22 protein-coding genes and 1 tRNA gene are annotated in these 23,379 nt (G+C 72.2%); 13 read left to right on the top strand and 10 right to left on the bottom strand.

The window, feature by feature from the left end:
* Positions 1–16: 16 nt before the first annotated feature.
* The 4 genes from sepX (at position 17) to ACFQBR_RS19530 (ending at position 3,597) form a co-directional block, all read left to right on the top strand.
* The gene (sepX, locus tag ACFQBR_RS19545) at positions 17–670 is read left to right on the top strand and encodes a divisome protein SepX/GlpR (RefSeq protein WP_267948032.1); all 654 of its coding nucleotides are present in this window, start codon (positions 17–19) and stop codon (positions 668–670) included.
* A gap of 68 nt (positions 671–738) precedes the next feature.
* Positions 739–815: transfer RNA gene (locus ACFQBR_RS19540), tRNA-Ala, on the top strand.
* 391 nt (positions 816–1,206) lie between these two features.
* Complete coding sequence (locus ACFQBR_RS19535; protein ID WP_267948033.1) at positions 1,207–1,836, top strand: TetR/AcrR family transcriptional regulator; 630 nt, start codon at positions 1,207–1,209, stop codon at positions 1,834–1,836.
* Positions 1,837–3,054: 1,218 nt separating this feature from the next.
* Entirely contained in the window at positions 3,055–3,597 is a 543-nt protein-coding gene (locus ACFQBR_RS19530) for a hypothetical protein (RefSeq protein WP_267948034.1), read from the top strand.
* A gap of 35 nt (positions 3,598–3,632) precedes the next feature.
* On the opposite strand, the gene ACFQBR_RS19525 is transcribed toward ACFQBR_RS19530, so the two are convergent.
* From ACFQBR_RS19525 to ACFQBR_RS19515, 3 genes are all read right to left on the bottom strand, one after another.
* The gene (locus tag ACFQBR_RS19525) at positions 3,633–3,941 is read right to left on the bottom strand and encodes a sec-independent translocase (RefSeq protein ID WP_267948035.1); all 309 of its coding nucleotides are present in this window, start codon (positions 3,939–3,941) and stop codon (positions 3,633–3,635) included.
* Between the two features lie 157 nt (positions 3,942–4,098).
* The gene (locus tag ACFQBR_RS19520) at positions 4,099–4,302 is read right to left on the bottom strand and encodes a cold-shock protein (RefSeq protein ID WP_267948036.1); all 204 of its coding nucleotides are present in this window, start codon (positions 4,300–4,302) and stop codon (positions 4,099–4,101) included.
* Positions 4,303–4,609: 307 nt separating this feature from the next.
* The gene (locus tag ACFQBR_RS19515; protein ID WP_344179996.1) at positions 4,610–6,256 is read right to left on the bottom strand and encodes a dolichyl-phosphate-mannose--protein mannosyltransferase; all 1,647 of its coding nucleotides are present in this window, start codon (positions 6,254–6,256) and stop codon (positions 4,610–4,612) included.
* 111 nt (positions 6,257–6,367) lie between these two features.
* On the opposite strand from ACFQBR_RS19515, the gene rsmI reads away from it, so the two are divergent.
* The gene (gene rsmI, locus ACFQBR_RS19510; RefSeq protein WP_344179999.1) at positions 6,368–7,243 is read left to right on the top strand and encodes a 16S rRNA (cytidine(1402)-2'-O)-methyltransferase; all 876 of its coding nucleotides are present in this window, start codon (positions 6,368–6,370) and stop codon (positions 7,241–7,243) included.
* A gap of 150 nt (positions 7,244–7,393) precedes the next feature.
* On the top strand, positions 7,394–8,056 hold the full coding sequence (locus ACFQBR_RS19505) for an AIM24 family protein (protein ID WP_344180002.1): 663 nt from the start codon (positions 7,394–7,396) through the stop codon (positions 8,054–8,056).
* Positions 8,057–8,174: 118 nt separating this feature from the next.
* Here ACFQBR_RS19505 and secD read toward each other — a convergent pair whose 3' ends face one another.
* Positions 8,175–10,835: a protein translocase subunit SecD gene (gene secD / locus ACFQBR_RS19500; RefSeq protein WP_344180005.1), complete on the bottom strand. Its 2,661-nt coding sequence runs from the start codon at positions 10,833–10,835 to the stop codon at positions 8,175–8,177.
* An 82-nt stretch (positions 10,836–10,917) separates the two neighbouring features.
* Positions 10,918–11,373 carry a hypothetical protein gene (locus ACFQBR_RS19495; protein ID WP_344180006.1) on the bottom strand — a complete coding sequence of 152 codons (456 nt, stop codon included), beginning with the start codon at positions 11,371–11,373 and terminating at the stop codon, positions 10,918–10,920.
* Between the two features lie 226 nt (positions 11,374–11,599).
* Between ACFQBR_RS19495 and metG the strand changes: the two genes are divergently transcribed.
* Together metG and ACFQBR_RS19485 are read left to right on the top strand one after the other, a co-directional pair.
* Positions 11,600–13,417, top strand: coding sequence for a methionine--tRNA ligase (metG, locus tag ACFQBR_RS19490; protein WP_344180007.1), 1,818 nt, complete (start codon positions 11,600–11,602; stop codon positions 13,415–13,417).
* An 83-nt stretch (positions 13,418–13,500) separates the two neighbouring features.
* Positions 13,501–14,424 carry a TatD family hydrolase gene (locus tag ACFQBR_RS19485; protein ID WP_344180010.1) on the top strand — a complete coding sequence of 308 codons (924 nt, stop codon included), beginning with the start codon at positions 13,501–13,503 and terminating at the stop codon, positions 14,422–14,424.
* A gap of 153 nt (positions 14,425–14,577) precedes the next feature.
* Here ACFQBR_RS19485 and rsgA read toward each other — a convergent pair whose 3' ends face one another.
* The 4 genes from rsgA to ACFQBR_RS19465 all read right to left on the bottom strand — a co-directional run bounded on the left by rsgA (position 14,578) and on the right by ACFQBR_RS19465 (position 18,715).
* Positions 14,578–15,687, bottom strand: a complete 1,110-nt coding sequence (gene rsgA, locus ACFQBR_RS19480) for a ribosome small subunit-dependent GTPase A (protein WP_267948044.1) — start codon at positions 15,685–15,687, stop codon at positions 14,578–14,580.
* Positions 15,688–15,896: 209 nt separating this feature from the next.
* Positions 15,897–16,778 carry an MHYT domain-containing protein gene (locus tag ACFQBR_RS19475; RefSeq protein ID WP_344180013.1) on the bottom strand — a complete coding sequence of 294 codons (882 nt, stop codon included), beginning with the start codon at positions 16,776–16,778 and terminating at the stop codon, positions 15,897–15,899.
* A 140-nt stretch (positions 16,779–16,918) separates the two neighbouring features.
* Entirely contained in the window at positions 16,919–17,770 is an 852-nt protein-coding gene (locus tag ACFQBR_RS19470) for an MHYT domain-containing protein (RefSeq protein WP_267948046.1), read from the bottom strand.
* 312 nt (positions 17,771–18,082) lie between these two features.
* Complete coding sequence (locus ACFQBR_RS19465) at positions 18,083–18,715, bottom strand: TetR/AcrR family transcriptional regulator (protein WP_378554014.1); 633 nt, start codon at positions 18,713–18,715, stop codon at positions 18,083–18,085.
* 323 nt (positions 18,716–19,038) lie between these two features.
* Between ACFQBR_RS19465 and ACFQBR_RS19460 the strand changes: the two genes are divergently transcribed.
* The 5 genes from ACFQBR_RS19460 (at position 19,039) to ACFQBR_RS19440 (ending at position 22,250) form a co-directional block, all read left to right on the top strand.
* Positions 19,039–19,731, top strand: a complete 693-nt coding sequence (locus ACFQBR_RS19460; RefSeq protein WP_344180016.1) for a carbonic anhydrase — start codon at positions 19,039–19,041, stop codon at positions 19,729–19,731.
* Between the two features lie 221 nt (positions 19,732–19,952).
* A complete protein-coding gene (locus tag ACFQBR_RS19455; RefSeq protein ID WP_344180019.1) occupies positions 19,953–20,657 on the top strand; it encodes a carbonic anhydrase in 705 nt (234 codons plus the stop codon).
* A gap of 294 nt (positions 20,658–20,951) precedes the next feature.
* Positions 20,952–21,464, top strand: a complete 513-nt coding sequence (locus tag ACFQBR_RS19450) for a hypothetical protein (protein ID WP_344180022.1) — start codon at positions 20,952–20,954, stop codon at positions 21,462–21,464.
* A 98-nt stretch (positions 21,465–21,562) separates the two neighbouring features.
* A complete protein-coding gene (locus ACFQBR_RS19445; RefSeq protein WP_267948050.1) occupies positions 21,563–21,934 on the top strand; it encodes a hypothetical protein in 372 nt (123 codons plus the stop codon).
* A gap of 70 nt (positions 21,935–22,004) precedes the next feature.
* Entirely contained in the window at positions 22,005–22,250 is a 246-nt protein-coding gene (locus ACFQBR_RS19440; protein ID WP_267948051.1) for a hypothetical protein, read from the top strand.
* A 103-nt stretch (positions 22,251–22,353) separates the two neighbouring features.
* Here ACFQBR_RS19440 and ACFQBR_RS19435 read toward each other — a convergent pair whose 3' ends face one another.
* Positions 22,354–23,358 (bottom strand): sugar phosphate isomerase/epimerase family protein, encoded by a 1,005-nt coding sequence (locus tag ACFQBR_RS19435; RefSeq protein ID WP_344180025.1) that lies wholly within the window; start codon positions 23,356–23,358, stop codon positions 22,354–22,356.
* Positions 23,359–23,379 lie beyond the last annotated feature (21 nt).

Raw genomic sequence — 23,379 nt, 5'->3', positions numbered from 1 at the left:
ATCGTGAGGAGGGGTGATGAGCAGCTCTCCTCTGTACCTGGCCATCGTGGTGGTGTGGCTCATAGTCCTTGTGCCGATGTTGTTGCGCAAGGACTCCGCGGAGGTCGTCTACGACGAGCAGCGCGGGGACGACGAGGGTCCCGGCGAGCCCGGCGCCGACGGGCCCGGGGAGGACGTCGACGGCCGGGCCGACGACGAAGACCCCGACCTCACCGAGACCCAGGTCATCCACCGGGACGACCTGGAGCCCGATCCCGGGGTGCGCGGCGCGCAGGAGATCGACCGGGCCCGGGAGCAGTACCGGGCCGGCCGCGAGCCGCGTGCGCGGGTGATCGCCCGCCGCCGGCGCCGCACCAGCGTGCTCACGCTGGTGACCGTCGCCACGGCCGCCGCCGTCTCTTTGGGACTGGGGCCGTGGTGGGTGATCGCCCCGCCGGTGCTCCTGCTCTCCGGGCACCTGATCCTCCTCCGGGAGGCGGCCAAGGCCGACGCCGAGCAGCGGGAGGCGGCCGCGCGGGCCCGCCGCAGGGCCGTGCTCCGCGCCCGCAGGGCCGAGGAGGAGCAGCGTGTCGACGCCGAGCGCGAGGCCAAGGTCATCGCCCTCCAGGAGCGGCGCAGCCAGGTGTACGACCAGTACGCGGACGCGCGTCTGCGAGCCGCCGGGGACTGACCCCGGCCCGGGGTGGAACGGTCGGTTCGGACCACCCCGGGATTCCTGCTATCGTTTAACTCGTCTTCGGGGCTATGGCGCAGTCCGGTAGCGCACCTCGTTCGCATCGAGGGGGTCTGGGGTTCAAATCCCCATAGCTCCACCAGAAGACCAGGCGGGTCACGTCCTTCGGGACGGGCCCGCCTGGAGTTTTTTCGCGGTCCGACCGAGGGCGCGTCGAGGGGCCGCCGCCGCGGCCCCTCCGGTGTGTCCGGGGCGCCCGCGGCCGCCGCTGGACGGGAGAGGCGGAAGGGGCCCGCGCCCGGTCGGACGCGGACCCCTTGCCGTGCGGCCCCGGACCGAGGGGCACTGCTCTTCCCTGCGGCGGGCGGTCGTTTCCGGACCGGAGCCCCGAGTGTCACCGGCGAAGTGTCCATCCCCTGAGACGGGGCGGGCCGGTGCCCCACAGACTACCCCCGGGCTCCCGGGAGGGGGTTTCCCGGCAGGAGCCGCCCGTCATCTTCACGCCGGAAACTTACCGGCGTACAGTTCGAGTCATGGCAGACGGATACCACCACGGAAACCTGCGGGCCGCCGTCCTGGAACGGGCCGCGGAGGTCATCGAGAGGGAGGGGCCCTACTCCTTCAGCCTGCGCTCGCTCGCGGCCGACCTCGGGGTGAGCCACACGGCCCCGCGGCACCACTTCGGGAGCCGCGAGGGCGTGCTCAACGCCCTGGCCGTCGAGGGGTTCCGGGACCTCGCCGCGCGGCTGAGGGCCGACCGGGAGGCCGGTGGAGGGTTCCTGGAGGCGGGGGTCGAGTACGTGCGGTTCGCCACGGACCGCCCGGCCCACTTCCAGGTGATGTTCGCGCCCACCCTGCTGGGCGAGGGCGACGAGGAGTTGGAGGCCGCGCGCGAGGCGGCGTTCGCCGAGCTCCAGGGCGGTGTGAGGTCACTGGCCGAGGAGGGGCGCCCCGTCGAGGACGGCGCCGCGGCCGTGGTCGCCGGCTGGGCGATCGTGCACGGCATCGCGACCCTCGCCCTCACCGGCAACCTCGACAGGTCCGGCGTCCGGCGGCTGTTCGAGGACACCGACCTGCTCACCATCACACGCCGGAGCGCGGGGCTCCTGTTCGGCCCGGTGTCCGGCCCCTCGGGGGGAGTGCCGGGAACCGGGTCCGGCTGATCCCGCCGGACGCGGTTCCGCGGCCGTTGCCGGCCCCTGCTGCGGCGACCGCGCCGGGCCCGGTCCCGGCATCGGCGGAACGGCGCCCCGGCGGCCGCGGGCGGGCTCCGCGGCCCGGGTGGCGGGAGGCGGACGCCCCGGGCCCCTGCGGGGGCGCCGGAGGGCCCTGAGGGGCATCGGGGGGCGCTGGAACCCCCGGGTCGAGGACGCCGACCGCGGGCTCCGGAGGCGGCTCCTCCGGGGCGCCCGGCGTCCGGCGGGACCGCGCGGGCCGCGGGCGCCGGGCCCGCGTGCGGGAGCCCCCGGCGGGGGACCCGCGGTCCTCCCGACCCCTCCGCTCCCGACCCCTCGGGGCGGGGGCCCGGCGCTCCCCGGGGGAGGCCGCCCCCGGGGCGGCGGACCAGAAGGGGCTGATGGTTATGAGCCTTAGCGGGTGACCGAAACTCGGCGCCGAGATCCGATCGTCGGACGGCCGTCGCCCGGCGGGCCAGGGAGTCCATGACGCGCTGTCACCGTCAGGGGTGACGAGTTCGCGGTTAAAAGATGTGGATACCTCCGTTTTCTGGCACTCTGTCCGTGAGATCCTGGATGGTGTCCGCCCGTCACCCTGCGGATTTCGGGGGGAGTCGGTCGAAGAATAGCTCCGGTCTTCACTCGGAGTTCACGTTCGCCACTGTCGCTCTCCGTTATCCGTGTGGAATGTATTTTGCGGCTGGGTGGGCTTGTTTTGGCAGGTCGTGGGGCAGGGTGAGTGTCATGTACATGAATAGCAGCCCCTCTGAACTGCGAAGACGCGTCGAGGTCGTTTATGTGGAAGGTGAGCACGGTGATTTTTCCGGTCCCCGTGTCGTAAAACGATGAATGTTTCACTCCGGGTCTTGCGTGAACAGAGCACCCCACGACATCGTGGTCGTGGGATGGGCTGGAAGCCAAACGAAAGGTAGATGCCATGACCACGCACGCGATGACCGTCCGTAACAACGGGTGGTCCTGGCTGTAACCAGTCCGCCGAACGGGTTTCACTGAACCCCGAAGCCCGGGCCTGTCCGATCCATGATCGGGTGGGCCCTTCGTCCTTCCGGCGCCCGGTCGGCCCCGCTCCGTCGGCCGACGGTTCGCGGCGCGCTGATTTGACGGCGGACCGCACCGGGTAGGGACACGGACACGACCCCCCGGTCCGGCCAGGGCCGGGTCCCGCCAACCGTGAAGGGGCGGACCGTGCCCGATTCCCCCCAGCCCCCCGGCGGCTACGAGTACCCGGAGGAACCGGCTCCGGCCGGAGGGTACGAGCCGCCCGGCCCCCGGCCCGAACCCCCGCAGCCGCCTCCGGAGACCACGGTCCGACCGGCCGGGGACGAGGAGGGCGGGCCGTTGGCCGCGGCGGAGCGCTTCCGGCGCACCACGCCGGCCCGCCTCAGGACGATCCCGGCGCACAGGAGCGGGGGCCACTGGCGGCTGCTCGCCGGGACGCTCACCTACGTGATGGTGGTCGGGGGGATGGCCGACTACGTCGAGCCGGAGACCCGCGCCTTCGCCCACCTGGTGTTCTGGCTGCTCATCGCGGTCGCGTTCGCGGTCACCGTCGTTCGTGAGCGCCGCCACGGGTGGGACCCCGCGCCGCGCTGGCCGTGGGCGGCGGGCGCCGTCGGGGGCGCGCTCGCGGTGGAGGTGCTCATCCTGGCGTTCGGCTCACCGGCGATCATCACCGGCTCGGTGATCCTGCTCGGCCTGGGCCTGTTCGTGCTCATGCTCGTGGGGTGAGGGCGCGGGGAGGGCCGGCTGCGGAGCGGACGGGGTCAGGTGGCCTCGTCGTCGAAGGGCGGGCGCTTGCCGTTGAGGCGCGCCGCGGGCTTCCTCTCCTGCTCCTCTTCCTCCCAGAAGTGCTTCTGCACGAAGCGCTTGGGGTTGAGGTCCTGGACGTCGAAGTCCTTGAACTCCGGGCCCAGCCCCTCCTTGATGTCGTTGGACGCCGAGTTGGCCATGGTCCGCAGTTGTCTCAGGACCCGCCCGACCTGCTGGGCGGCCTTCGGCAGCTGGTCGGGCCCGAAGATCAGCAGCGCGAGAAGGAGGAGGATGACGAACTCCACCCCGCTGATGTTGAACATGCGCGACCCTCGTCCCTCGGTGTACCTACCGGCCCCATGCAGGTTAACCGGTATCAGCCGGGTGCGGTAACCCTGCCCCGGTCACACCTGGGAGACGGAACGCGGACCAGCCCCCCACTCGGAGAGCGGAGGGCTGGGGAAACGCACGTGCGGCGGTCTAGATCGCTCGAACGTCCGCCGCCTGCGGGCCCTTCGGGCCCTGGATGATGTCGAACTCGACCTTCTGGTCCTCTTCCAGGTTCCGGAAGCCGGTGCCCGTGATCGCCGAATAGTGCACGAACACGTCGGGCTGACCACCCTCGACGGCGATGAACCCGAAACCCTTCTCAGAGTTGAACCACTTCACGGTGCCCTGAGCCATGTGCTCTCCCTTGGGGACTACGGCGGGGCCGCACCCTGCTGGCCCCGGGTCGCCGGGCGCCGAACCGACGAGTAATCCCCGTATCGACGAGCGCCCACGTGAAGTTCCGCGAGGCGCCTCGGGCATCCATGGAAACTACAACAGCAACCAGTTGCAGACAGTACCAGGGAGGGTGGTGCCGTGCCGAGCCTTTCGCGGCAGGAATCCGCCCTTCCCCGGTGTCCTGTTTCGGCTACTGGAAACTGTTGCTTTCCGCTCTCTCTGCCACTAATGGAGATCGGCGGAATGCGTGTTCTCCACCGGTGGTTCAGGAAGCGTCGTTGCCGTAGATCCACACGTCGAACCAGAGGCGTTCCCGCCAGACCGACTCCTCGATCGGATAGGCGGCCAACACCGGATAGAAGTACGCGAAGTAGGCGACGATCAACAACAGGACGACGCCGTAGACGATGCCTCCGCCCGCCCTCAGATAGGGGGCGAAACGCGGGCTGTCGTCCCCTGCCCCCATCACCAGGCCGAGCGCAAGCACGATCGCCAGGACGAGGAAGGGCAGGAGCGGGAGCGCGTAGAAGAGGAACATGGGGCGGTCCGGGTAGGCGAACCACGGCAGCCACCCCGCGGCGACGGCCAGCAGCACCGCGCCCGCGCGCCAGTCGCGGAAGGTCACCCACCAGGCGAACATGACGACCAGGGCGAGCAGGCTGACCCACCAGATGACCGGCGTGCCGATCGACACGACCGAGGTCACGCAGTTGCCGGTCCCGCAGCCGACGGCCTCGCCGTTGTAGTGGAACATCACCGGTGTGCGCATGACGAGCCACTCCCACGGAGCGGAGATGTAGGAGTGGTCGCTGGTGAGCTCGGTGTGGAACCCCATCATCCGCCGGTGGTAGTCCCACAGGCTCCACAGCGCCTCCACCGGGGCGTGCAGGAACCCGGGGACCACGTCCGGCAGCATCCCGTCCGCGTAGTCGCGGTTGTAGCCGCCCCGCGTGAACAGCCAGCCCGACCACGAGACCAGGTAGACGACCCCCGCCACCACCACGGTCTGGAGGAACGCCGGCACGGCGTCGGTCCCGAGCCAGCGCCAGAACGGGCGCACCTGGCCGACGCTGGACCGCGCCCCGTAGTCCCACGCCACCGTGAGCAGTCCGAACGCCGCCACGAAGAACAGCGCCGACCACTTGGTGCCGATCGCCAGCCCGAAGCACAGCCCCGCCGCGAGCCGCCACCAGCGCATCCCCAACCAGCCCACCGCCGCCAGGTCCGCCCCCGCCTCCGACAGCCGGACGAGCCGCTCCCGCGTCCTGTCCCGGTCGATGACCAGGCAGGTGAACCCGGCGAGGATCCACAGGGTGAGGAAGATGTCCACCATGGCGATGCGGCTCAGCGTGAAGTGCAGGCCGTCCAGCGCCATGATCAGGCCCGCCGTGCAGCCCAGCAGCAGCGACCGGGTCATGCGGGTGGCCAGGCGCACCAGGATGAGGACCGAGACCGTGCCGGCCAGGGCCGCGGCGAACCGCCACCCCTCCGGGGTCATCGTGGCGCCGAACGGGAACAGCGACCAGACCCAGTCGCCCAGGGCGATCATCCACTTGCCGACCGGGGGGTGGACGATGAAGTCGCCGCCTCCCGCGAAGATGTCCTGGCTGCCGCTGTTGAGGAGGTCGTCGGCCTCGATCGGCTCCTCGCGGGTCTCGTGCTCGTAGCCGTACCGCCAGAGCCCGTAGGCGTCCTTGGCGTAGTAGGTCTCGTCGAAGTAGATCCGCTCGGGCTGCCCCAGGTTGAAGAGCCTGAGCGCCCCGGCGAACAGCGCGACGAGGGAGGCCCCCAGCCAGGCCAGCCACCAGGGGGAGGGATCGGCGGGCAGGAACCGTGCGCGCAGCGGGACCCTGCGGGGCGGAGAGGGCGGCGTCGAGGGCTCTGCCTCGGAGGAAAGTGCGGTGGAGGTCATCTCGGCTCGTAGGTTGGGGTCGGAGATGGTTGTCCATTGCGGACGTACCACGAAACCAGGTTTCGGGTGGCGTGATAGAGCCAACCGTAGCGTGACAGGACGGGGATCACAGTGGTTGAGGGCGGAGCTGCGACGCGGAGGGTCGGGACCCTGACTCTCGCCGGGTTGCCCATCGGGAACGTGGAGGACGCGCCGCCCCGGCTGCTCCGGGCCCTGGGGGAGGCACGTGTCATCGCGGCCGAGGACACCCGCAGGCTACGCCAGTTCGCCTCGCGTGCGGATGTGCGCCTGGGCGGGGCCGAGGGGGCCCGCGTGGTGTCGTACTACGACGCCAACGAGGCGAGGCGCACCGACGAGCTGATGACCGATCTGAGGGAGGGCCGCGACGTCATCGTCGTGACCGACGCGGGGATGCCGGGGGTCTCCGATCCCGGCTACCGGCTCGCCTCCGCCTGCGCCGAGGAGGACATCCCCGTCACGGCCATCCCCGGGCCCTCCGCCGTCACCACCGCGCTCGTCGTGTCCGGGCTGCCGACCGACCGCTTCTGCTTCGAGGGCTTCCCGCCCCGCAAGGGGCTCCGCGGGTACCTGGCCGACCTGGCGGCGGAGCGCCGCACCATGGTGTTCTTCGAGAGCCCGCACCGCGTCGCCGCGACCCTGGGGGCGATGGCGGACGCGTTCGGCGCCGACCGCAGGGCCGCCGTCTGCCGGGAGCTGACCAAGACCTACGAGGAGGTGCGCCGGGGCGGGCTCGGGGAGCTGGCGGCCTGGGCGGCCGACGGGGTGCGGGGCGAGGTCTCCGTCGTGGTGGAGGGGGCCCGCGGGCGCGCGGGGGAGGCGACGGACGAGGAGCTGGTCGGCGCCGTCGCGGCTCTGGAGGAGGAGGGCGTGCGCCGCAAGGAGGCGATCACCCGCGTGGCCAAGGAGACGGGCGTGCCCAAGCGCCGGGTCTACGACCTCGTGCACGGGATCGTCGCTGCCGACTGACCCCGCGCCCCGCCCCGCTCCTCCCCCGGCCCCGGGGGAAGCGGGGGCACAGGCGGACGGAGCCCGGGAGAACAGGGGCGGCACGCGGAACCTTTCCGCGTCCGGGGCGTCTCACCAGGAGCACACGTGACCGTCGATCGAGGATCGTTCATGAGAAGTCAGCTCTTCCAGCAGGCCCAGGAGAACACCCAGCCTGGCATGCACCTCCAGAACCACAAGATGCTCCGTGTGGGCCTCAACGGCGAGTTCTACGCCCGCCAGGGCGCCATGGTCGCCTACCAGGGGCAGGTCGACTTCTCCTACGAGGGGGCGGGGGGCGTCGGCAAGTTCTTCAAGAAGGCCTTCACGGGCGAGGGCCTGCCGCTGATGAAGGTCTCCGGCCGCGGGGACGTGTTCCTCGCCCGCGACGCCTGGGACGTCCACCTGATCGACCTGGAGGACGAGCAGCTCACCGTGAACGGTCAGAACGTGCTGGCCTTCGAGGGGGGGCTGAGCTGGGACATCCGCCGGGTCGAGGGGGCCGGGATGGCGGCCGGCGGCCTGTTCAACACGGTCTTCGGCGGGCGTGGCCGCGTGGCCGTCGCCTGCCACGGCGCTCCCGTGCTGATCAACGTCGACCAGCCCACCTTCGTCGACACCGACTCCGCCGTGGCCTGGTCCAGCACTCTGCGCACCGGCGTGCGCCGCACGATGAAGGCCGGGGCGCTGATCGGCCGCGGCAGCGGCGAGGCGGTCCAGCTGTCCTTCGAGGGGCAGGGCTTCGTCCTCGTGCAGGCCTCCGAGGGGCCGCCGGCGCCCGTCGCCGCCGGCTGATCCGCCGCCCGTCCGGGCGGGGAACGGCGAGGGCCCCGGGAACGTGTCACCACACGTTCCCGGGGCCCTCGTCCGTTCGGCCGGGGCCTCCGCGAGGAGGCCCCGGCGCCGAACACGGCTAGACCACGGCGCCGTCGTCGGCCTCGCGGGCGGCCTTGGCCGCCACCTTCTGCTTGGCCTTGCGGTCCTTGATCACGTGGGGCGGGGCCGTGCGGTCCCACTTCTGCAGCCAGATGGCGAGCGGCACGGCGACGAACACCGTGGACACCACGCCCGTGGTCAGACCGACCAGCATCGCGATCGAGAAGTCCTGGAGCGAGGACCCGCCGAGGAAGACGAGGAAGCCCAGGATGATCCACGCGCCGACGGTGGTGTTGACCGTACGCGGCAGGGTGTTGAGGACCGCCCGGTTGGCGATCTCCTTGAACGAGGACTTCTCGTCCCTCGCCCACTCGTCGCGCACCCGGTCGAACACCACCACCGTGTCGTTGACGGTGAAGCCGATGACACTCAGGATCGACGCCAGGAAGACGCCGTCGATCGGCTTGCCGAGCCAGATGAACAGGCCGACCACCAGCAGCATGTTGAACGCCAGGGACAGCATCGTGGAGACGCCGAACGACCAGCGGAAGCGCCAGGCCAGGTAGATCATCTGGAGCGCCAGCGCGGCGCCCAGGGCGATCAGGGCCCGGTTGCGCAGCTCGTCGCCCATGCTCGGGCCGATCAGCTCGTCGCTGACCCTCTCCACGCCGCCGGTCGCCTCCGACAGGGCGTCGGTGATGCTCTCCGCCTCCGGGTCGGAGATGTCGCCGGTGCGCACGGCGATGTCGCTGTCGCCGGACTCCTGCACGACGGCGGTGTCCGAGCCGGGGAAGTTCAGGCCCGAGATGATGTCGCGCGCCTCGTCCACCGAGATCGGGTCGCCGGTGACCTCGTACTCCATCACGCGGCCGCCGGTGAACTCGACACCGAGGTTGGTGTCGCGGATCAGCGGTGCGGCGATCGCCGCCGCCACGATCAGCGCGGCGACGACGAGGGCCTTGCCCCGGTGCTTCATGAGGTCGGGGTTCTTCTCGACCAGCCAGGTGCGGATCGGGCCGATCTGGTTCAGTCCGGTGACGGCCGGGTGCTTGCGGATGACCGCCCTGCGGACCGCCCACTCGACGAACACGCGCGCGATGACCAGTGCCGAGAACATCGAGACGACGGTGCCGATGCTCAGGGTCACGCCGAAGCCCTGGACGGTGCCGGAGGCGAAGAAGAACAGCAGGGCCGCCGCGATGAGCGTCGTGACGTTGGTGTCCAGGACGGCGCTCCACGCCTTCCGGGAGCCCTCGACGAACGCCTTCTCCAGGTTCGGCGGGATCGCCCTGCGGCGACGGCGGGCGAGCGCGCCCGTCTCGGCCTTGGCGGCCTCGTCCTCGGTGGCGTCCCGCATGCCCGCGGACTTGTTGGACTCGTACACCTTCTGCTGGCGCTGGTACTCCTCGCGCGCCCGCTCGAAGATGAGCACGTTGGCGTCGATGGCCATGCCGATGGCCAGCACGAAGCCGGCCAGGCCAGGCAGGGTGAGCGTGGCCCCCAGCGCGACCAGCGCCCCGTACGCGATGAGCGTGTAGAACGCCAGGGCGACCGAGGCGAGGAAGCCGACCAGGCGGTACACCAGCGTGATGTACAGCGCGGTGAACGCGATGCCCAGGAGGGCGGCGATCGCGCTGGCCTCGATGGCGGCGGCGCCCAGGGTCGGGCCGACCGTCTGGCGCTGGACCTCGGTGACCGGCAGCGGCAGGGAGCCGCCCTCGATCAGCACGGCCAGCTCGTCCGCGGTCTCGCTGGTGAAAGTGGGGCTGGTGATGCTGGTGGAACCGCCCGGCATACCGACCTCGCAGCCGATCTCCGGGTTCACCTCCGGGGCGGAGATGATCTGGTCGTCCAGCACGATCGCCACACGGCGCCGCGGGTCGCCCTGCTCGTAGCAGGCCGCGGCGCCGGTCAGCTCCGCCCACTGGTCGCGGCCCTCGCCGCGGAAGTTGACGTTGACCGTCCACTGGGTGCGGTTGACGCTGTCGAGCGCCGCGTCGGCGCTGGACACCCGGTCGCCGCGGATGGCGGTCTCACCGAGCTGGAGGTAGGTGCCGTCGGCGTCCGGGAGCGTCATGGCGACGTCCTCCGGGTTCTCCGCGCTGGGACCCGCCGGGGCCTGCTGACCCCCGGTGGGGTCGCCGCCCATGCTGCCCATGAGCTCTTCCAGCTGCTCGGGGGTCATCTCCTCCCCGCCGCCGCCGGCGTCCTCGCCGCCCTCGCCGCCCTCGGCGTCGGAGGGTGCGCGGGCCTCGTCGGCCGCGGTGTCCGGCGCGTTCGCGAAGTCGCCGGCAGGGGGGGCCTGCACGCCCTGGCCGCCCTGCTCGCCGACGCCCAGCACCGGGTGGAAGGACAGCTGCGCGGTGCGGCCCACGATCTGGGCCGCCTCCGCGGGGTCCTGCACGCCGGGGAGCTCGACGATGATCCGGTTCTCACCGGACCGGGACATGGTCGCCTCGGCCACGCCGAGGCGGTCGATGCGCTGGCGCAGCACCTCGACGACCTGGTCGGTGTTGTCGGAGTCGGCGGGGGTGCCGTCGGCTCCGTCCTGGGTCTCCAGCACGATCTGCGTGCCGCCGCTGAGGTCGAGTCCCAGGCGGGGTGGGATGAACCACGCCGCGCCGAACGCGACGAGGATGACGAGGAGGGAGATGAGCGCGCGTGTCCAGCGCGCTCCCGCTCCCGTTTGACTGGACAAGGGGTAGGTACCTCTCACTGCGAAGACGGGTAGCCGAACGCACGCCCGGAAGGAACCGGGCGGGGGGTGTGGCCGGGGACGGTCAGATGGCGGTGTTCGCTGCGAGAGGCGGGGCCCGCGTCGGCGGCAGCTCCCCGGAGGCGACCTGTTCGGGAACGGGGTCGGAGGCCGGGGGCGGCAGCGGCCACCAGGGCTGGTCCCACACGGCCAGGCGCAGGGCGCGACCGGGCACCGTGTCGGGCAGGTCGCGCAGGACGGAGCGCTGGTCGCAGGTGGTGGCGGGAGGGCCGACCGTGAGCACGGGGTTCTCGGCGAGGTTCGCGCGCTCGCGCGGGGTCACCGACTCCTGGGCGGCGCGGCCCGGGGCGCCGTCGGGGGCGCTGGCCAGGCCGTGCGGCGGCAGGTGGGCGGAGGCCGTCCCGCCGCCCGTGCCGGAGGCGACGGGGAACGACAGGATGACCAGCAGCACCATGCTCGTGAGGAGCGCGGTGGTGTGCCGGGCAGGGCGGGGTAGGGCACGGGTATCCGTGGTGACCACCGCCTCAGGTGAAGGACCGGGGAGAGGGCGTCTCCGTCACCGCGCGCCCCGGCGGCACGCGGATCGTCCAGCAGAGCATACGGGTACGGGTCCTCCCCGGGGAATCGTCCCCGGCGGGGAGAGGTGCGGGCCGCCGCGCGGATCGGCGGCGACACGGGGGGCCGGGGGCGCGCGAGCGGGAGAAATGAGGTGCGGGGCAGGCCCCCGGCGGCTTTAGGCTTGGGGCATGTCGTCGAATCGCCACATCCTGACCGCGGTCGCCTGGCCCTACGCCAACGGACCGCGCCACATCGGCCACGTGTCCGGCTTCGGGGTCCCCTCCGACGTCTTCTCCCGCTTCCAGCGAATGTCGGGCAACCACGTGCTGATGGTCAGCGGCACGGACGAGCACGGCACCCCGGTCCAGGTGCAGGCCGACCAGGAGGGCGTCACCCCGCGCGAGCTGGCCGACCGCTACAACCGGATCATCTCCGAGGACCTCGTCGCCCTCGGCCTGTCCTACGACCTCTTCACCCGCACCACCACGGGCAACCACTACGCGGTCGCCCAGCAGCTGTTCACCACGCTGTACGACAACGGGTACGTGTTCACCCGCACCACCAAGGGCGCGGTGTCCCCGTCCACCGGCCGTACGCTGCCCGACCGCTACATCGAGGGCGTCTGCCCGATCTGCGGCTTCGACGGCGCGCGCGGCGACCAGTGCGACAACTGCGGCAACCAGCTCGACCCGATCGACCTCATCTCCCCCCGCTCGCGGATCAACGGCGAGACCCCCGAGTTCGTGGACAGCGAGCACTTCATGCTCGACCTGCCCGCGTTCGCGGAGGTGCTCACCGCCTGGCTCACGGGCAAGGAGGGCGAGTGGCGGCCCAACGTCCTCAAGTTCTCCCTGAACCTGGTGGACGACCTCCAGCCGCGCGCGGTCACCCGCGACCTCGACTGGGGCGTGCCGATCCCGCTGGACGGCTGGAGCGACAACGCCAACAAGCGCCTGTACGTGTGGTTCGACGCGGTGATCGGCTACCTGTCGGCGTCCATCGAGTGGGCGAAGCGGATCGGTGAGCCCGACGCGTGGAAGCGCTGGTGGCAGAGCGACGAGGCCCGGTCCTACTACTTCATGGGCAAGGACAACATCGTCTTCCACTCGGTGATCTGGCCGGCGATCCTGCTGGGGGCGTCGGGCCGGGGCGACCGGGGCGGCGAGCCCGGACCGCTCGGCGGGCTCGACGTCCCCACCGAGGTGGTCTCCAGCGAGTTCCTCACCATGGAGGGGCGCAAGTTCTCCTCCTCCCGCCGCGTCGTCATCTACGTGCGCGACTTCCTGGAGCGCTACTCGGCCGACGCGCTGCGCTACTACATCATGGCCGCCGGGCCCGAGACCCAGGACACCGACTTCACCTGGGCCGAGTTCGTGCGCCGCAACAACGACGAGCTGGTCGCGGCCTGGGGCAACCTGGTCAACCGCTCCATCTCCATGGCCGCCAAGAACCTCGGGGAGATCCCCGCGGCCGGTGAGCTCACCGACGAGGACCGGGCCGTGCTGGAGGCGTCGAGGGGCGCGTTCGCACGGGTCGGCGAGCGCCTGGAGCGCTCCCAGTTCAAGGCGGGCCTGCAGGAGGCCATGCGGACCGTCGCCGAGGCCAACAAGTACATCTCCGACCAGGCCCCGTGGGCGCTCAAGAAGACCGACCCCGAGCGGATGGCCACCGTCCTGCACGTGGCCCTCCAGCTGGTCCACGACGCCAACACCCTGCTGACGCCGTACCTGCCCGAGTCGGCCAACAAGGTGCACGCGATGCTCGGCGGCACCGGGACCTGGACGGGCATGCCCCGGCTCGACACCGGGCACGACACCGTCGGCGGCTCGGAGGAGGCGGTGGACTACCTGGTCATCACCGGCGACTACGCCGGGGACGCCGCGCGCTGGGAGTCCACGCCGATCGTGCCGGGCACGCCGCTGGGCCGCCCCGAGCCGCTGTTCGCCAAGCTCGACCCGTCCGTCGTGGACGAGGAGCTGGCACGCCTGGAGAACCCCGCAGAGTAGTCCCGGACGACGGCCGGGAAGCAGGACGACCGCGCCGACGGGCCACGCCCGTCGGCGCGCCTTCGCGAAGGAACGTGAACACCATGGGCAAGCGCAGCGGCAGAGCGGTCAGGGAGCGCAACGACCAGACCCCTCCGCCGGTACCGGAGCCCCTGCGCGTCCCGGTGGCCGACAGCCACACCCACATGGACATGCAGGTCCCGGACGTGGAGGACATCATCGCGGCCGCCGAGGGCGTCGGGGTGACCCCGCTCGTCCAGGTGGGCGTCGACCTGCCGTCGTCGCGGTGGGCGGCCGAGGTCGCCGCGGCGCACCCGGGGAAGGTGTGGGCCGCGGTGGCCCTGCACCCCAACGAGGCGCCGCGCATCGTGCACGGCGACGGAGCCTCCGGCGTGGAGCCCGACGACACCGACTGGGCCGGCAAGGCCAGGGAGCCGGCGGGCCGCGCGGGGCTGGAGGAGGCGCTCGCCGGGATCGACGAGCTGGCCGCACTGCCGCAGGTGGTGGCGGTCGGCGAGACCGGCATGGACACCTTCCGCACGGGGCCCGAGGGGGCGCGGGCGCAGGAGGAGTCGTTCCGCCGCCACATCGCCATCGCCAAGGCCCACGGCAAGGCCGTGATGATCCACGACCGCGACGCGCACGACGACGTGTTCCGGATCCTGGCCGAGGAGGGCGCGCCCGAGCGCGTCGTCTTCCACTGCTTCTCCGGCGACGCCGGCATGGCCCGGGTGTGCGCCGAGCACGGGTACTTCATGAGCTTCGCCGGCAACGTCACCTTCGCCAGCGCCGAGTCGCTGCGCGAGGCCGCCGCGGCGGCGCCGCCGGAGCTGGTGCTGGTCGAGACCGACGCCCCGTTCCTCACGCCCAAGCCCTACCGGGGGCGCCCCAACGCCCCGTACCTGATCCCGCACACCCTGCGCCTGCTGGCCGGGGTCAAGGGGATGGACGAGGACGAGCTCGCCGGGATCGTCGCGGGCAACGCCCGCCGCGCCTTCGGGTTCTGAGGGGGCCGCCGGGGTCCGGCGCGCGTTTCGCCCGGCCGCGGAGGCCGGATCCCGCCGGGCGGCGACGGGTCCCTCCCCGGGCGGGAAGGGACCCGTCGCGTCCGATGGGGCCTCGGGGGCCGGGCGCAGGGCCCGGCGCGCCCGCGGGGCGGGTCAGCGGCCGCGCTTGAGCCGGGCGTTCGCGCGGGCCTCCCGCTCGGCGGCCTTCCACCGCTGCTTGCGCTCGGCGCGCACGCGCTGGTCGCCCCGGGCGCTGTTCCACTCGGCCTCGCGGCGGAGCCGGTTCCAGCGGGCCAGCCGTTCGGAGTCCAGTTCGCCCTCGTCGACGGCGGCGGTGATCGCGCAACCGGGCTCGGACCCGTGGGAGCAGTCCCGGAAACGGCACCGCCCGGCGAGTTCGCCGACGTCGGCGAAGGTCCGGTCGACGCCTTCGGGATCACCCGGCACGTCGATGCGCCGCACGCCGGGGATGTCCAGGACCAGTGCTCCGCCGGGCAGCTCCAGGAGCTGGCGGTGGGTGGTGGTGTGGCGCCCCCGCTTGTCCTGGCGGATCTCCCCGGTGTCCATCAGGGACTGTCCGGCGAGGGAGTTGACCAGGCTGGACTTGCCCGCCCCGGAGGTTCCCAGCAGCACCCACGAGGTGCCGGGCAGGAACCGGGGGGCCAGCTCCGCCAGCCCGTCGCCGGTGTGGGCGCTGACGCCGTACACGTCGGCGCCGGCGGCCACCGTCCGGACGAGTTCGAGGACCTCGGGGAGCCGGTCCCCGGCCAGCTCCGACTTGGTGACGGCGACGACCGGGGTCGCGCCGCAGGCCCAGGCGAGGCTGAGGAAGCGCTCCAGGCGGCCCACGTTGGGCCCCTGGTCGGCGGCCTCGCAGACCAGGACCGCGTCGACGTTGGCGGCCAGCACCTGGTCGTGGGAGTCCTTGGCCACGCCCTGGCGGACGAGGCTGGTGGAGCGTTCGAGGACGGCCTCCACGAGCCAGGTGTCACCGGACCGGCGTACGGCGACCCAGTCGCCGGCGCACGGGGCCGTGGAGGGGTCCTCCCGCGCGGCCCTGGTCAGGGCGGGGGCGTAGTCGGCGTGGGCCTCGCCCGGCAGGCGGACCAGCGCGCCGCCCCGGCGGGAGGAGGACACGCGTGCCGGGTACAGGGCGTGCCCGCTCGCGTGGGAAAGGGAGTCGAAGGCGTGTTCGACACGCGGGTTCCAGCCCAGCCCGGTCAGCGGGTGGGCGGTGGGCGTGTCGGTACGGGATGTGCTCACGGCGGTCTCTCTGGGAGGCGAGCCGTCCGGAGGGGGTTCCCTCAGGGCTCGCGGACGAACGGGAAGGCGGGGAGGGTGGTACTCGCAGAGTCGGTCATCGCTCTTCCTTCCGTCGTCGGTCGCCGTTCGGTGCACGACGCCCGCGGGCCCGCCGAGTCTAGGACCGGCGGGCCCGCGGGCTCCAGTGGTTTTCCGGGGTGTGCGGCGGCTCAGCGCCGCCTGGTCCACACGTCGTCCTCCGGCGCCCGCGCCGGCGGGGCCGGGGGCGCGGGGGCCGCGCCGTGGCGCGGCCGGTACCCGGCGTCGGGCACGCGCTCGCTGTCGGGCGGGGCGGGGGTCGCGTGGACCGGGCGCCGCGCGTAGTCGGGGCGCTCCTCGTCCACCCCGAGGAGGAGGAAGAGGCTGCAGACCAGCAGGAAGACGAACAGGCCCGTCATCATGGGCAGCAGCAGGTCCGTGGTGCTCGCCCCGGGCGGGGGGCCGTAGCGGTTCAGGCGCGAGGGCTCGATGTGGACCCCCAGCATGCCGGTGTAGTGCATGGAGGTCACCGCTACGGCCATCACCGGCGAGGCCAGGAGGATGGCGGTCATGCCGCGCAGCCGGGACGCGCACCACAGGGCGCTGGTGGCCGCGACCAGGGCGATCGCACTCGCCAGCGCGACGTAGACGGGGTCGTGGTGGAGTTCGCCGTGGACGCTCATCGACGCCATGCCGGTGTAGTGCATGGCGACGATGCCGGCTCCGGCGACGAGCCCGCCGAGCAGCAGGGTGGACGTCCTCTGCCGGGAGATCGTGATGGTGAGGGCGACGCCCATGACCAGGACGGCGGTGACGCCGCTGACGACGGTGAGCAGGGCGTCGTAGCGGATCGAGGTGCCGACGGGGGAGAACCCCATCATGGCGATGAAGTGCATGGACCAGAGGGCCATGCCGCCGAGGGAGAGGGATGCCAGGGCCAGCCACTGCCACCGCGTGAAGGTCTTCGACCGGCGGGCACGGGCGGCGAAAGCCAGACCGAGGAACGAACCGATGGCCGAGACCGTGAAGGCGATGATGGGGGTGAGCCAGTCCTGGGTGGGGAGATCGACCACAACTCGCTACTTTCTATGACCTGAGTCACAAATCGACCCAGGTTATGGATAGTAGGGATGCTCAGGATGGGACACCAGGGGTTTGAGAAAACCCGGATGGCCTGATGTGGCCATTCATCACCCGGCGGCGGCCGAAGGCCTCAGGCGGGGCGGTCCCAGGCGCTGCCGGTGCTGTGGCGCGCGGTGTAGCGGCCCCTCTCCCCGCCCGGGAGCGCCGGGACGGGCGCGGGTTCGCCGTCGTGCCGGGCGGTCCGCGCCCCGCGGCGCGGCTCGGAGTCGTCGACGCCGAGCATCAGCAGGAGGCTGCACACCAGGAGGAAGACGAACAGGCCCACGACCAGGGGCAGGAGCAGTTCCGGGGCGGTCGAGCCCGGCACCGCGCCCGGGTTCCGGGCGTCGTCCACGGTGACGTGCACGCCGAACATGCCGGTGTAGTGCATGGAGGTCACCGCGATGCCCATCACCAGGGAGGCGAGCAGGATCGACACGACGCCCCTGAGCCGCTGGGTGAACCACAGGGCCGCGGTCGCGGCGAGCAGGGCGACGGCGCCGGCCAGTCCCACGAACAGCGGGTCGTGCCCGAGGTGGCCGTGCATGTTGATGGACGCCATGCCCAGGTAGTGCATGGCGACGATCCCGCTCCCGGCGATGGCGCCGCCCGCCAGGAGCCACCCCGTCCCGCGGCGGATGACCGTCAGGTACTGGGCCAGCCCCATGGCCAGCACCGCGAGGAGGCCGCTGGCGACGGTGAGGGTCGCGTCGTAGCGGATAGCCAGGCCCGGGACGTGGAACCCGAGCATGGCGATGAAGTGCATCGACCACACGGCGGTGCCGCCGAGGCAGAGGGCGCTGAACACCAGCCAGGTGGCCCGGCCGGCCCCGCGGGCGTTCCGGGCGCGGGCGGCGAACATGAGGCCGACGAAGGAGCCGATGACCGACACCGCGTAGGCGACCGCGGGGGTCAGGGCCCCGTGGGTGAAGTGCTCGACCATGGCCTGCGGCTCCGGGGGTGTGGGGAGGGAGTCCTGTTCAGGCCAATCCTAGGGAGGCCGGTGCCGGTCGGGGACGGGTTCGGGCCGCATCGTGCGATCACGGTGGGCGGTCGCGGCGCAAGGGTCCTTGGTCCTGAGGGCATGTGGCGGACGGTAGCCGCGGTCTGTGTGACGCCAAACACACCGGGGAGGCCGTTCCGGGAGCGCCGGCCGCCTCCCCGCCGTCCCGGCCGTCGTCCCGCCCCACCGTCCCGTGCCGGGCGCGGGGACCGTTCACGGGGGCGAGGTCGCGGGACGGTCCCGCGTCGCGCGCTAGGCGCGCAGGCCGCCGAAGGCGATCCGGGCGAGGGTGTCGGCGACCTCCTCCGAGGCCAGGCCCCGGTCCGGCTTGTACCACTCCACCAGCGAGTTGACCATGCCGAACAGCAGGCGGGCGGCGACCGCCGGGTCGACGTCGCTGCGGATGTCGCCGTCGACGATCCCCTCGCGCACCAGGTCGGCGATCAGGTGGTCGAACTCGCGGCGCCGCTCCAGCGCGCGCTTCTCCACCTCCGTGTTTCCGCGCACGCGCAGCAGGAGGGTCACGTGGGGCAGCTCCTCCACCAGGACGCGGACGCTGCCGCGCAGCACGTGGTCGAGCCGGTCGATGGCCGGGCCGGTCGTCGAGCCCTCCTCGCGGGTGACCGCGAACAGGGCGTCCATCGCCAGGTCCAGGGAGCGGCGCAGCAGTTCGGTCTTGCCGGTGACGTGGTGGTAGATCGCCGACTTGGTCACGCCCAGGGCGCGCGCCAGGTCCTCCATGCTCGTGCCGTCGTACCCGCGCTCGTTGAACACGCGCGCGGCGACGCGCAGGACGGAGTCGGCGTCGTGGCCGGGACGGCCGGAGCGCCGCCGGCCCGCCCCGCGGCGGGAGGACGCTGGTTCGGGAGGGGAAGTTCGGGACACGGTTGTCGAATCTACCTGGTGGAGGGCGCCGGTGCGCGGGTCCGGCCGGGAGCGCCCCCGTGTCCGGCGGCCCGCGCGAGGACGCGGTGACCCGCCGGACGGTCGGTCGGTCATGGCGGGCGGACGCCGCCCGCGCCCGCGGAGGCCCGCGCCGCCCGGGGCCTCCGCCGACGGGTTCCGCCCGCCGCCCGGGGGAGACACGCTTGGTCCAAGGATTGCCCCGGCGGGATTGTCCGCCGCTCCGACCAGGCGTAGCTTCGGCCTCATCGTCACAGGTACGGGCGGTACCGCGCCCGCGCCCACCCGACCCTGAGCGAGGCAGCATGGCGATCGTCCAGAAAGCCGCCCCACGGAGGGCGACGATCACCGAGGGCCACGACGCGGACCGCAGGCGGCAGAGGCTCGACCGGGGCAACACCCGGTGGCGCACCTTCGGCTCGGTCCATCCGCGCCAGGACTCCGGCCGCAGGCGCGAACTGCTCGAACACCAGGCGCCCCGGGTGTCCGTCCTGTCCTGCGCCGATTCCCGCGTGCCGCCCGAGATGGTCTTCGACCAGGGGCTCGGCGACATGTTCACGACCCGGTCGGCGGGCCAGGTGCTGGACTCGTCGGTGCTCGGCACGCTCGTCTACGGGGTGGACGCGTTCGACACGGAGCTCCTGGTCGTGCTGGGCCACGACTCGTGCGGGGCCGTGAAGGCGGCCGTCGAGGCCCTCCGGACGGGTGAACTGCCGCCGGGCAACCTCGGCTACCTCGTGGGGCAGGTCCTGGAGGTCGTGGAGAAGGTGCCGGAGCAGGAGACGGAGAAGGCCTTCCTCGACGCCTGCGTGCGGGCCAACGCCCGCGCCGTCGCCGAGCAGCTGCGGCACGAGCCCGGCCTCCGGGAGGCGGTCGCGGCCGGGCGCATGAAGGTCGAACCCGCGCGCTACGACCTCAGGCGCTCCCGCGTGGAGTGGCTGGACGACGCGTCCGGGGGCGAAGGGGGGATCCCGGCGCCGAGAGCCCGGACCGGGTGAAGGCGCAGGTGGACCAGGACGGGCGAACGGCCGCACGGAGAATTCCGGGCGGCCGTTCGCCTGTCCGAATGGGGGCGGTTGTGATTGTCGTTCCCTGAGTGGTGTTCTGTGGCGCTAGGGATCCATTAAAAAACTTGGAGAGGTTAGCGGCTTAAGGGTAATTTGGTCCTCGTTTGGCGGCATTGGTCTCTAATGTCGCTAGTCGAGAAGGGAAAACCCCCATGGCCATCACCCGTCGCGGCGCCTTACGCGCATCCCTCATCGGCGGAGTCGGGGCAGCGGTCGCCACCGCAGCCCCCGCCTCCGCCTGGGCGGTCCCCATGCCCTCGCCCTCCCCCGGCCCCCAGGACGCGGCCTCGGCCCTCCGGCTCCTCAAGGAGGGCAACCGCCGCTGGAAGCGCATCGCCTCCCGCCACCCCAACGAGGGGGCGGCCCGCAGGGCGGAGATGGCCCTCGGACAGAACCCGTTCGCCGTCGTCCTCGGATGCGCGGACTCCAGGGTCGCCCCGGAACTGGTCTTCGACCGGGGGCTCGGCGACCTCTTCACCATCCGGTCCGCCGGCCAGGTCCTGGACTCCTCCGTCCTCGGCAGCATCAGCTACGCGGCCGAGCACCTGGCGGTCCCGCTCATCGTCGTCCTCGGCCACGCCTCCTGCGGAGCGGTCGGCGCGGCCGTGGAGGCGCACCGCACCGGGCAGGTCCCGCACGGCCACGTCGGCTACCTCGTGGAGCAGATCCTGCCGGTCGTCGACGCCACGCCGGACGACGGGGGCGACTTCGTTGACGCCTGCGTGCGGGCCAACGCCGAGCACATCACCGGCCTGCTCCGCCAGGACGCCGACCTGCGCGACCTGGTCGACACGGGCCGCCTGGACATCGTCCCCGCCCGGTACGACCTGGAGACCTCGGCGGTGTCCTGGCTCTGACGCCGCGGGCGTCCGTTCCGGGGCGTAGGGCCTGAAAGCCGCACAGGACAAAAAAGGTGATCGACCGGATTCTTCCGGTCGATCACTGTCGTTCTCGGGTCTGGGAGGCACGTTCCCCTCAAGGGATTTTCGGCAGTAAATGACGTGCAGGGCCTCCTATCAGGCAAAACAAAACACATGACGCAAAAACCTGCAGATTCGCGAGAATAGCCTTATTCTCGTTGTGTCCGCAAAGGACTGCCTGATTCACAGCGGGCCGGTCGCCGAACGGCCCCTTTTTCGCAAAGGACCGCCGTGCGCGCCTTCGACCAGCAGATGCGGGAGATGCTCCAGACCCCGGGAGTGCACAGTGTCGGCCTCGTCGACTGGCGGGGCGGCCGCACCCTGGCACGCGTCGGCGCGGACGACCGCTCGGACGACGCCGAGGCGATCCTGAGGGCCGTCCACGGCGGTCCGCTGTGGGCCGTCGGGGACCTGGAGGACATGGTCGTCACCGGGACCGACCGCTGCCTGCTGCTCGCCGTGCTCGACGACCCCGACCTGTGCCTCCAGGTGTGGATGGCACGGGACGAGGGCAACCTCGGCTACGCCCTGCGGCGCCTGAGGCGGCTCGCCCGCACGGTCGCGGTGCCTTCGCCGCCCCGCCCCCGGCAGGACGGCGACCTGCCTCCCCGCCGCGGCGGCGACCCCGCCCGTCCCCCCGCCCGGGCCGCCGCGTCCGTGGACCGCCGGGTCCTGGAACGGGTCCTCACCGCGCTCCGCACCCTGTCCGCCGACCGTCCCCGGCCGGATGCGGGGGTCGCATGACCTCAGGAGCCTCGCCCCGGCGGGGCGTACAGGGGCCCCGCCGGTGGATGGCCGACCTGAAGGCCCGGCGCCGACCTACACCCAGGAGAGAGAAGGACATGCCGAACATCGAATCCGGTCTCAAGGACATGATGCAGATCGAGGGGGCCATCGGCGCCGCCGTCGTCGACTACAGCAGCGGAATGGCGCTGGGCACCCTCTCGTCCACGAACACCCTCGACCTCACCGTCGCCGCGGCGGGCAACACCGAGGTGGTCCGCGCGAAGATGCGGACCATGGACCAGTTGGGCCTCAACGACGCGATCGAGGACATCCTCATCACCCTGTCCGGCCAATACCACGTCATCCGGCCGCTCACCAGCCGCAAGGGGCAGGGCCTCTTCCTGTACCTGGCGCTGGACCGCGCCCGTGGCAACCTCGCCCTGGCCAGACACAGGCTCAAGGGCATCGAGGGGGATCTGGAGGTCTGAGCATTCCCAGGGGCCGAGGCGATGGGGGAGAATGCCGGTGTCAACCCCCCGACGCCGCAGGGAGCCCGGTATGTTCCGGATCGTGATCAGCCGCCTCACCCACGACGGACTGCACGTCACCCCAGAGCAGCACAGGACGGCCATGTCCGTCGACGAGGCGGTCCTGGCCGTACGGCAGCACCTGCCCACCGCCGACACCGGGGCCCTGCGCGGCGACGCGGTGCAGACCTCCGTCAACCGGGTCAACGACTTCCGGCGCGACGTCCGCACCGGTGACGGCGACCGCTTCCGCGTGGTGATCGCCCCCATGATGTGACCGGGTCCGCCGCGGCCCCCGACGGCGGCGGGGCCGTCCCTCCCCGGGAGGATGCGGGGAGGGACGGCCCCGGGCCCGGCGCGGGCGCGGCCGGGCGGTGCCGTCAGTCCGAGCCGAAGGCCGAGTCGAAGGACGACTCCGGCGGGTCGTAGGCGTGGGAGCGGACGAAGTCGACCGCCTCCGCCGCCCCGACCAGGCGGTCCATGCCCGCGTCCTCCCACTCCACCGAGATCGGCCCCTCGTAGCCGATCGCGTTCAGCGTGCGGAAGCAGTCCTCCCAGGGGACGTCCCCGTGCCCGGTCGACACGAAGTCCCAGCCCCGGCGGGGGTCGCCCCACGGCAGGTGGGAGCCGAGCCGGCCGTTGCGGCCGTTGCCCGTGCGCCTGCGGGTGTCCTTGCAGTCCACGTGGTAGATCCGGTCGCGGAAGTCCCAGAGGAACCCGGCCGGGTCGATGTCCTGCCACACCATGTGGCTGGGGTCCCAGTTCAGGCCGAACGCGGGCCGGTGGCCGACGGCCTCCAGGGCCTTGTGGGCGGACCAGTAGTCGTAGGCGATCTCGGAGGGGTGCACCTCGAGCGCGAACCGCACCCCCACCTCGTCGAACACGTCCAGGACGGGGTTCCACCGGTCGGCGAAGTCCCGGTAGCCGGCCTCGATGACGTCCTCGCCCACCGGCGGGAACATCGCCACGTACTTCCAGATCGCCGAACCGGTGAAGCCCACGACCGTGGACACGCCGAGCCTCGCGGCGGCGCGGGCGGTCGTCTTCATCTCCTCGGCGGCCCTTCGCCGCACGCCCTCCGGGTCCCCGTCGCCCCACACGCGGGAGGGCAGGATGTCCCGGTGCCGGTGGTCGATGGGGTCGTCGCAGACCGCCTGTCCGAGCAGGTGGTTGGAGATCGCCCACAGGCCCAGGCCGTGGCGCTCGAGGACGTCGAGCCTGTCGCGCACGTAGTCGTCGTCCACGGCGGCCCGCGTGACGTCGAGGTGGTCGCCCCAGCAGGCGACCTCCAGGCCGTCGTAGCCCCACGAGGAGGCCAGGGAGCACACCTCCTCGAAGGGCAGGTCGGCCCACTGTCCGGTGAAAAGGGTGACTGGTCGCGGCATGTTCGCTGTCTCCGTGGTCGG

It is taken from the genome of Nocardiopsis tropica (assembly GCF_042660575.1).
GTDB classification, from domain to species: domain Bacteria; phylum Actinomycetota; class Actinomycetes; order Streptosporangiales; family Streptosporangiaceae; genus Nocardiopsis; species Nocardiopsis tropica.
Note: the sequence above shows the minus strand (reverse complement) of the source record. Positions and strands in the feature narration are given on the sequence as shown.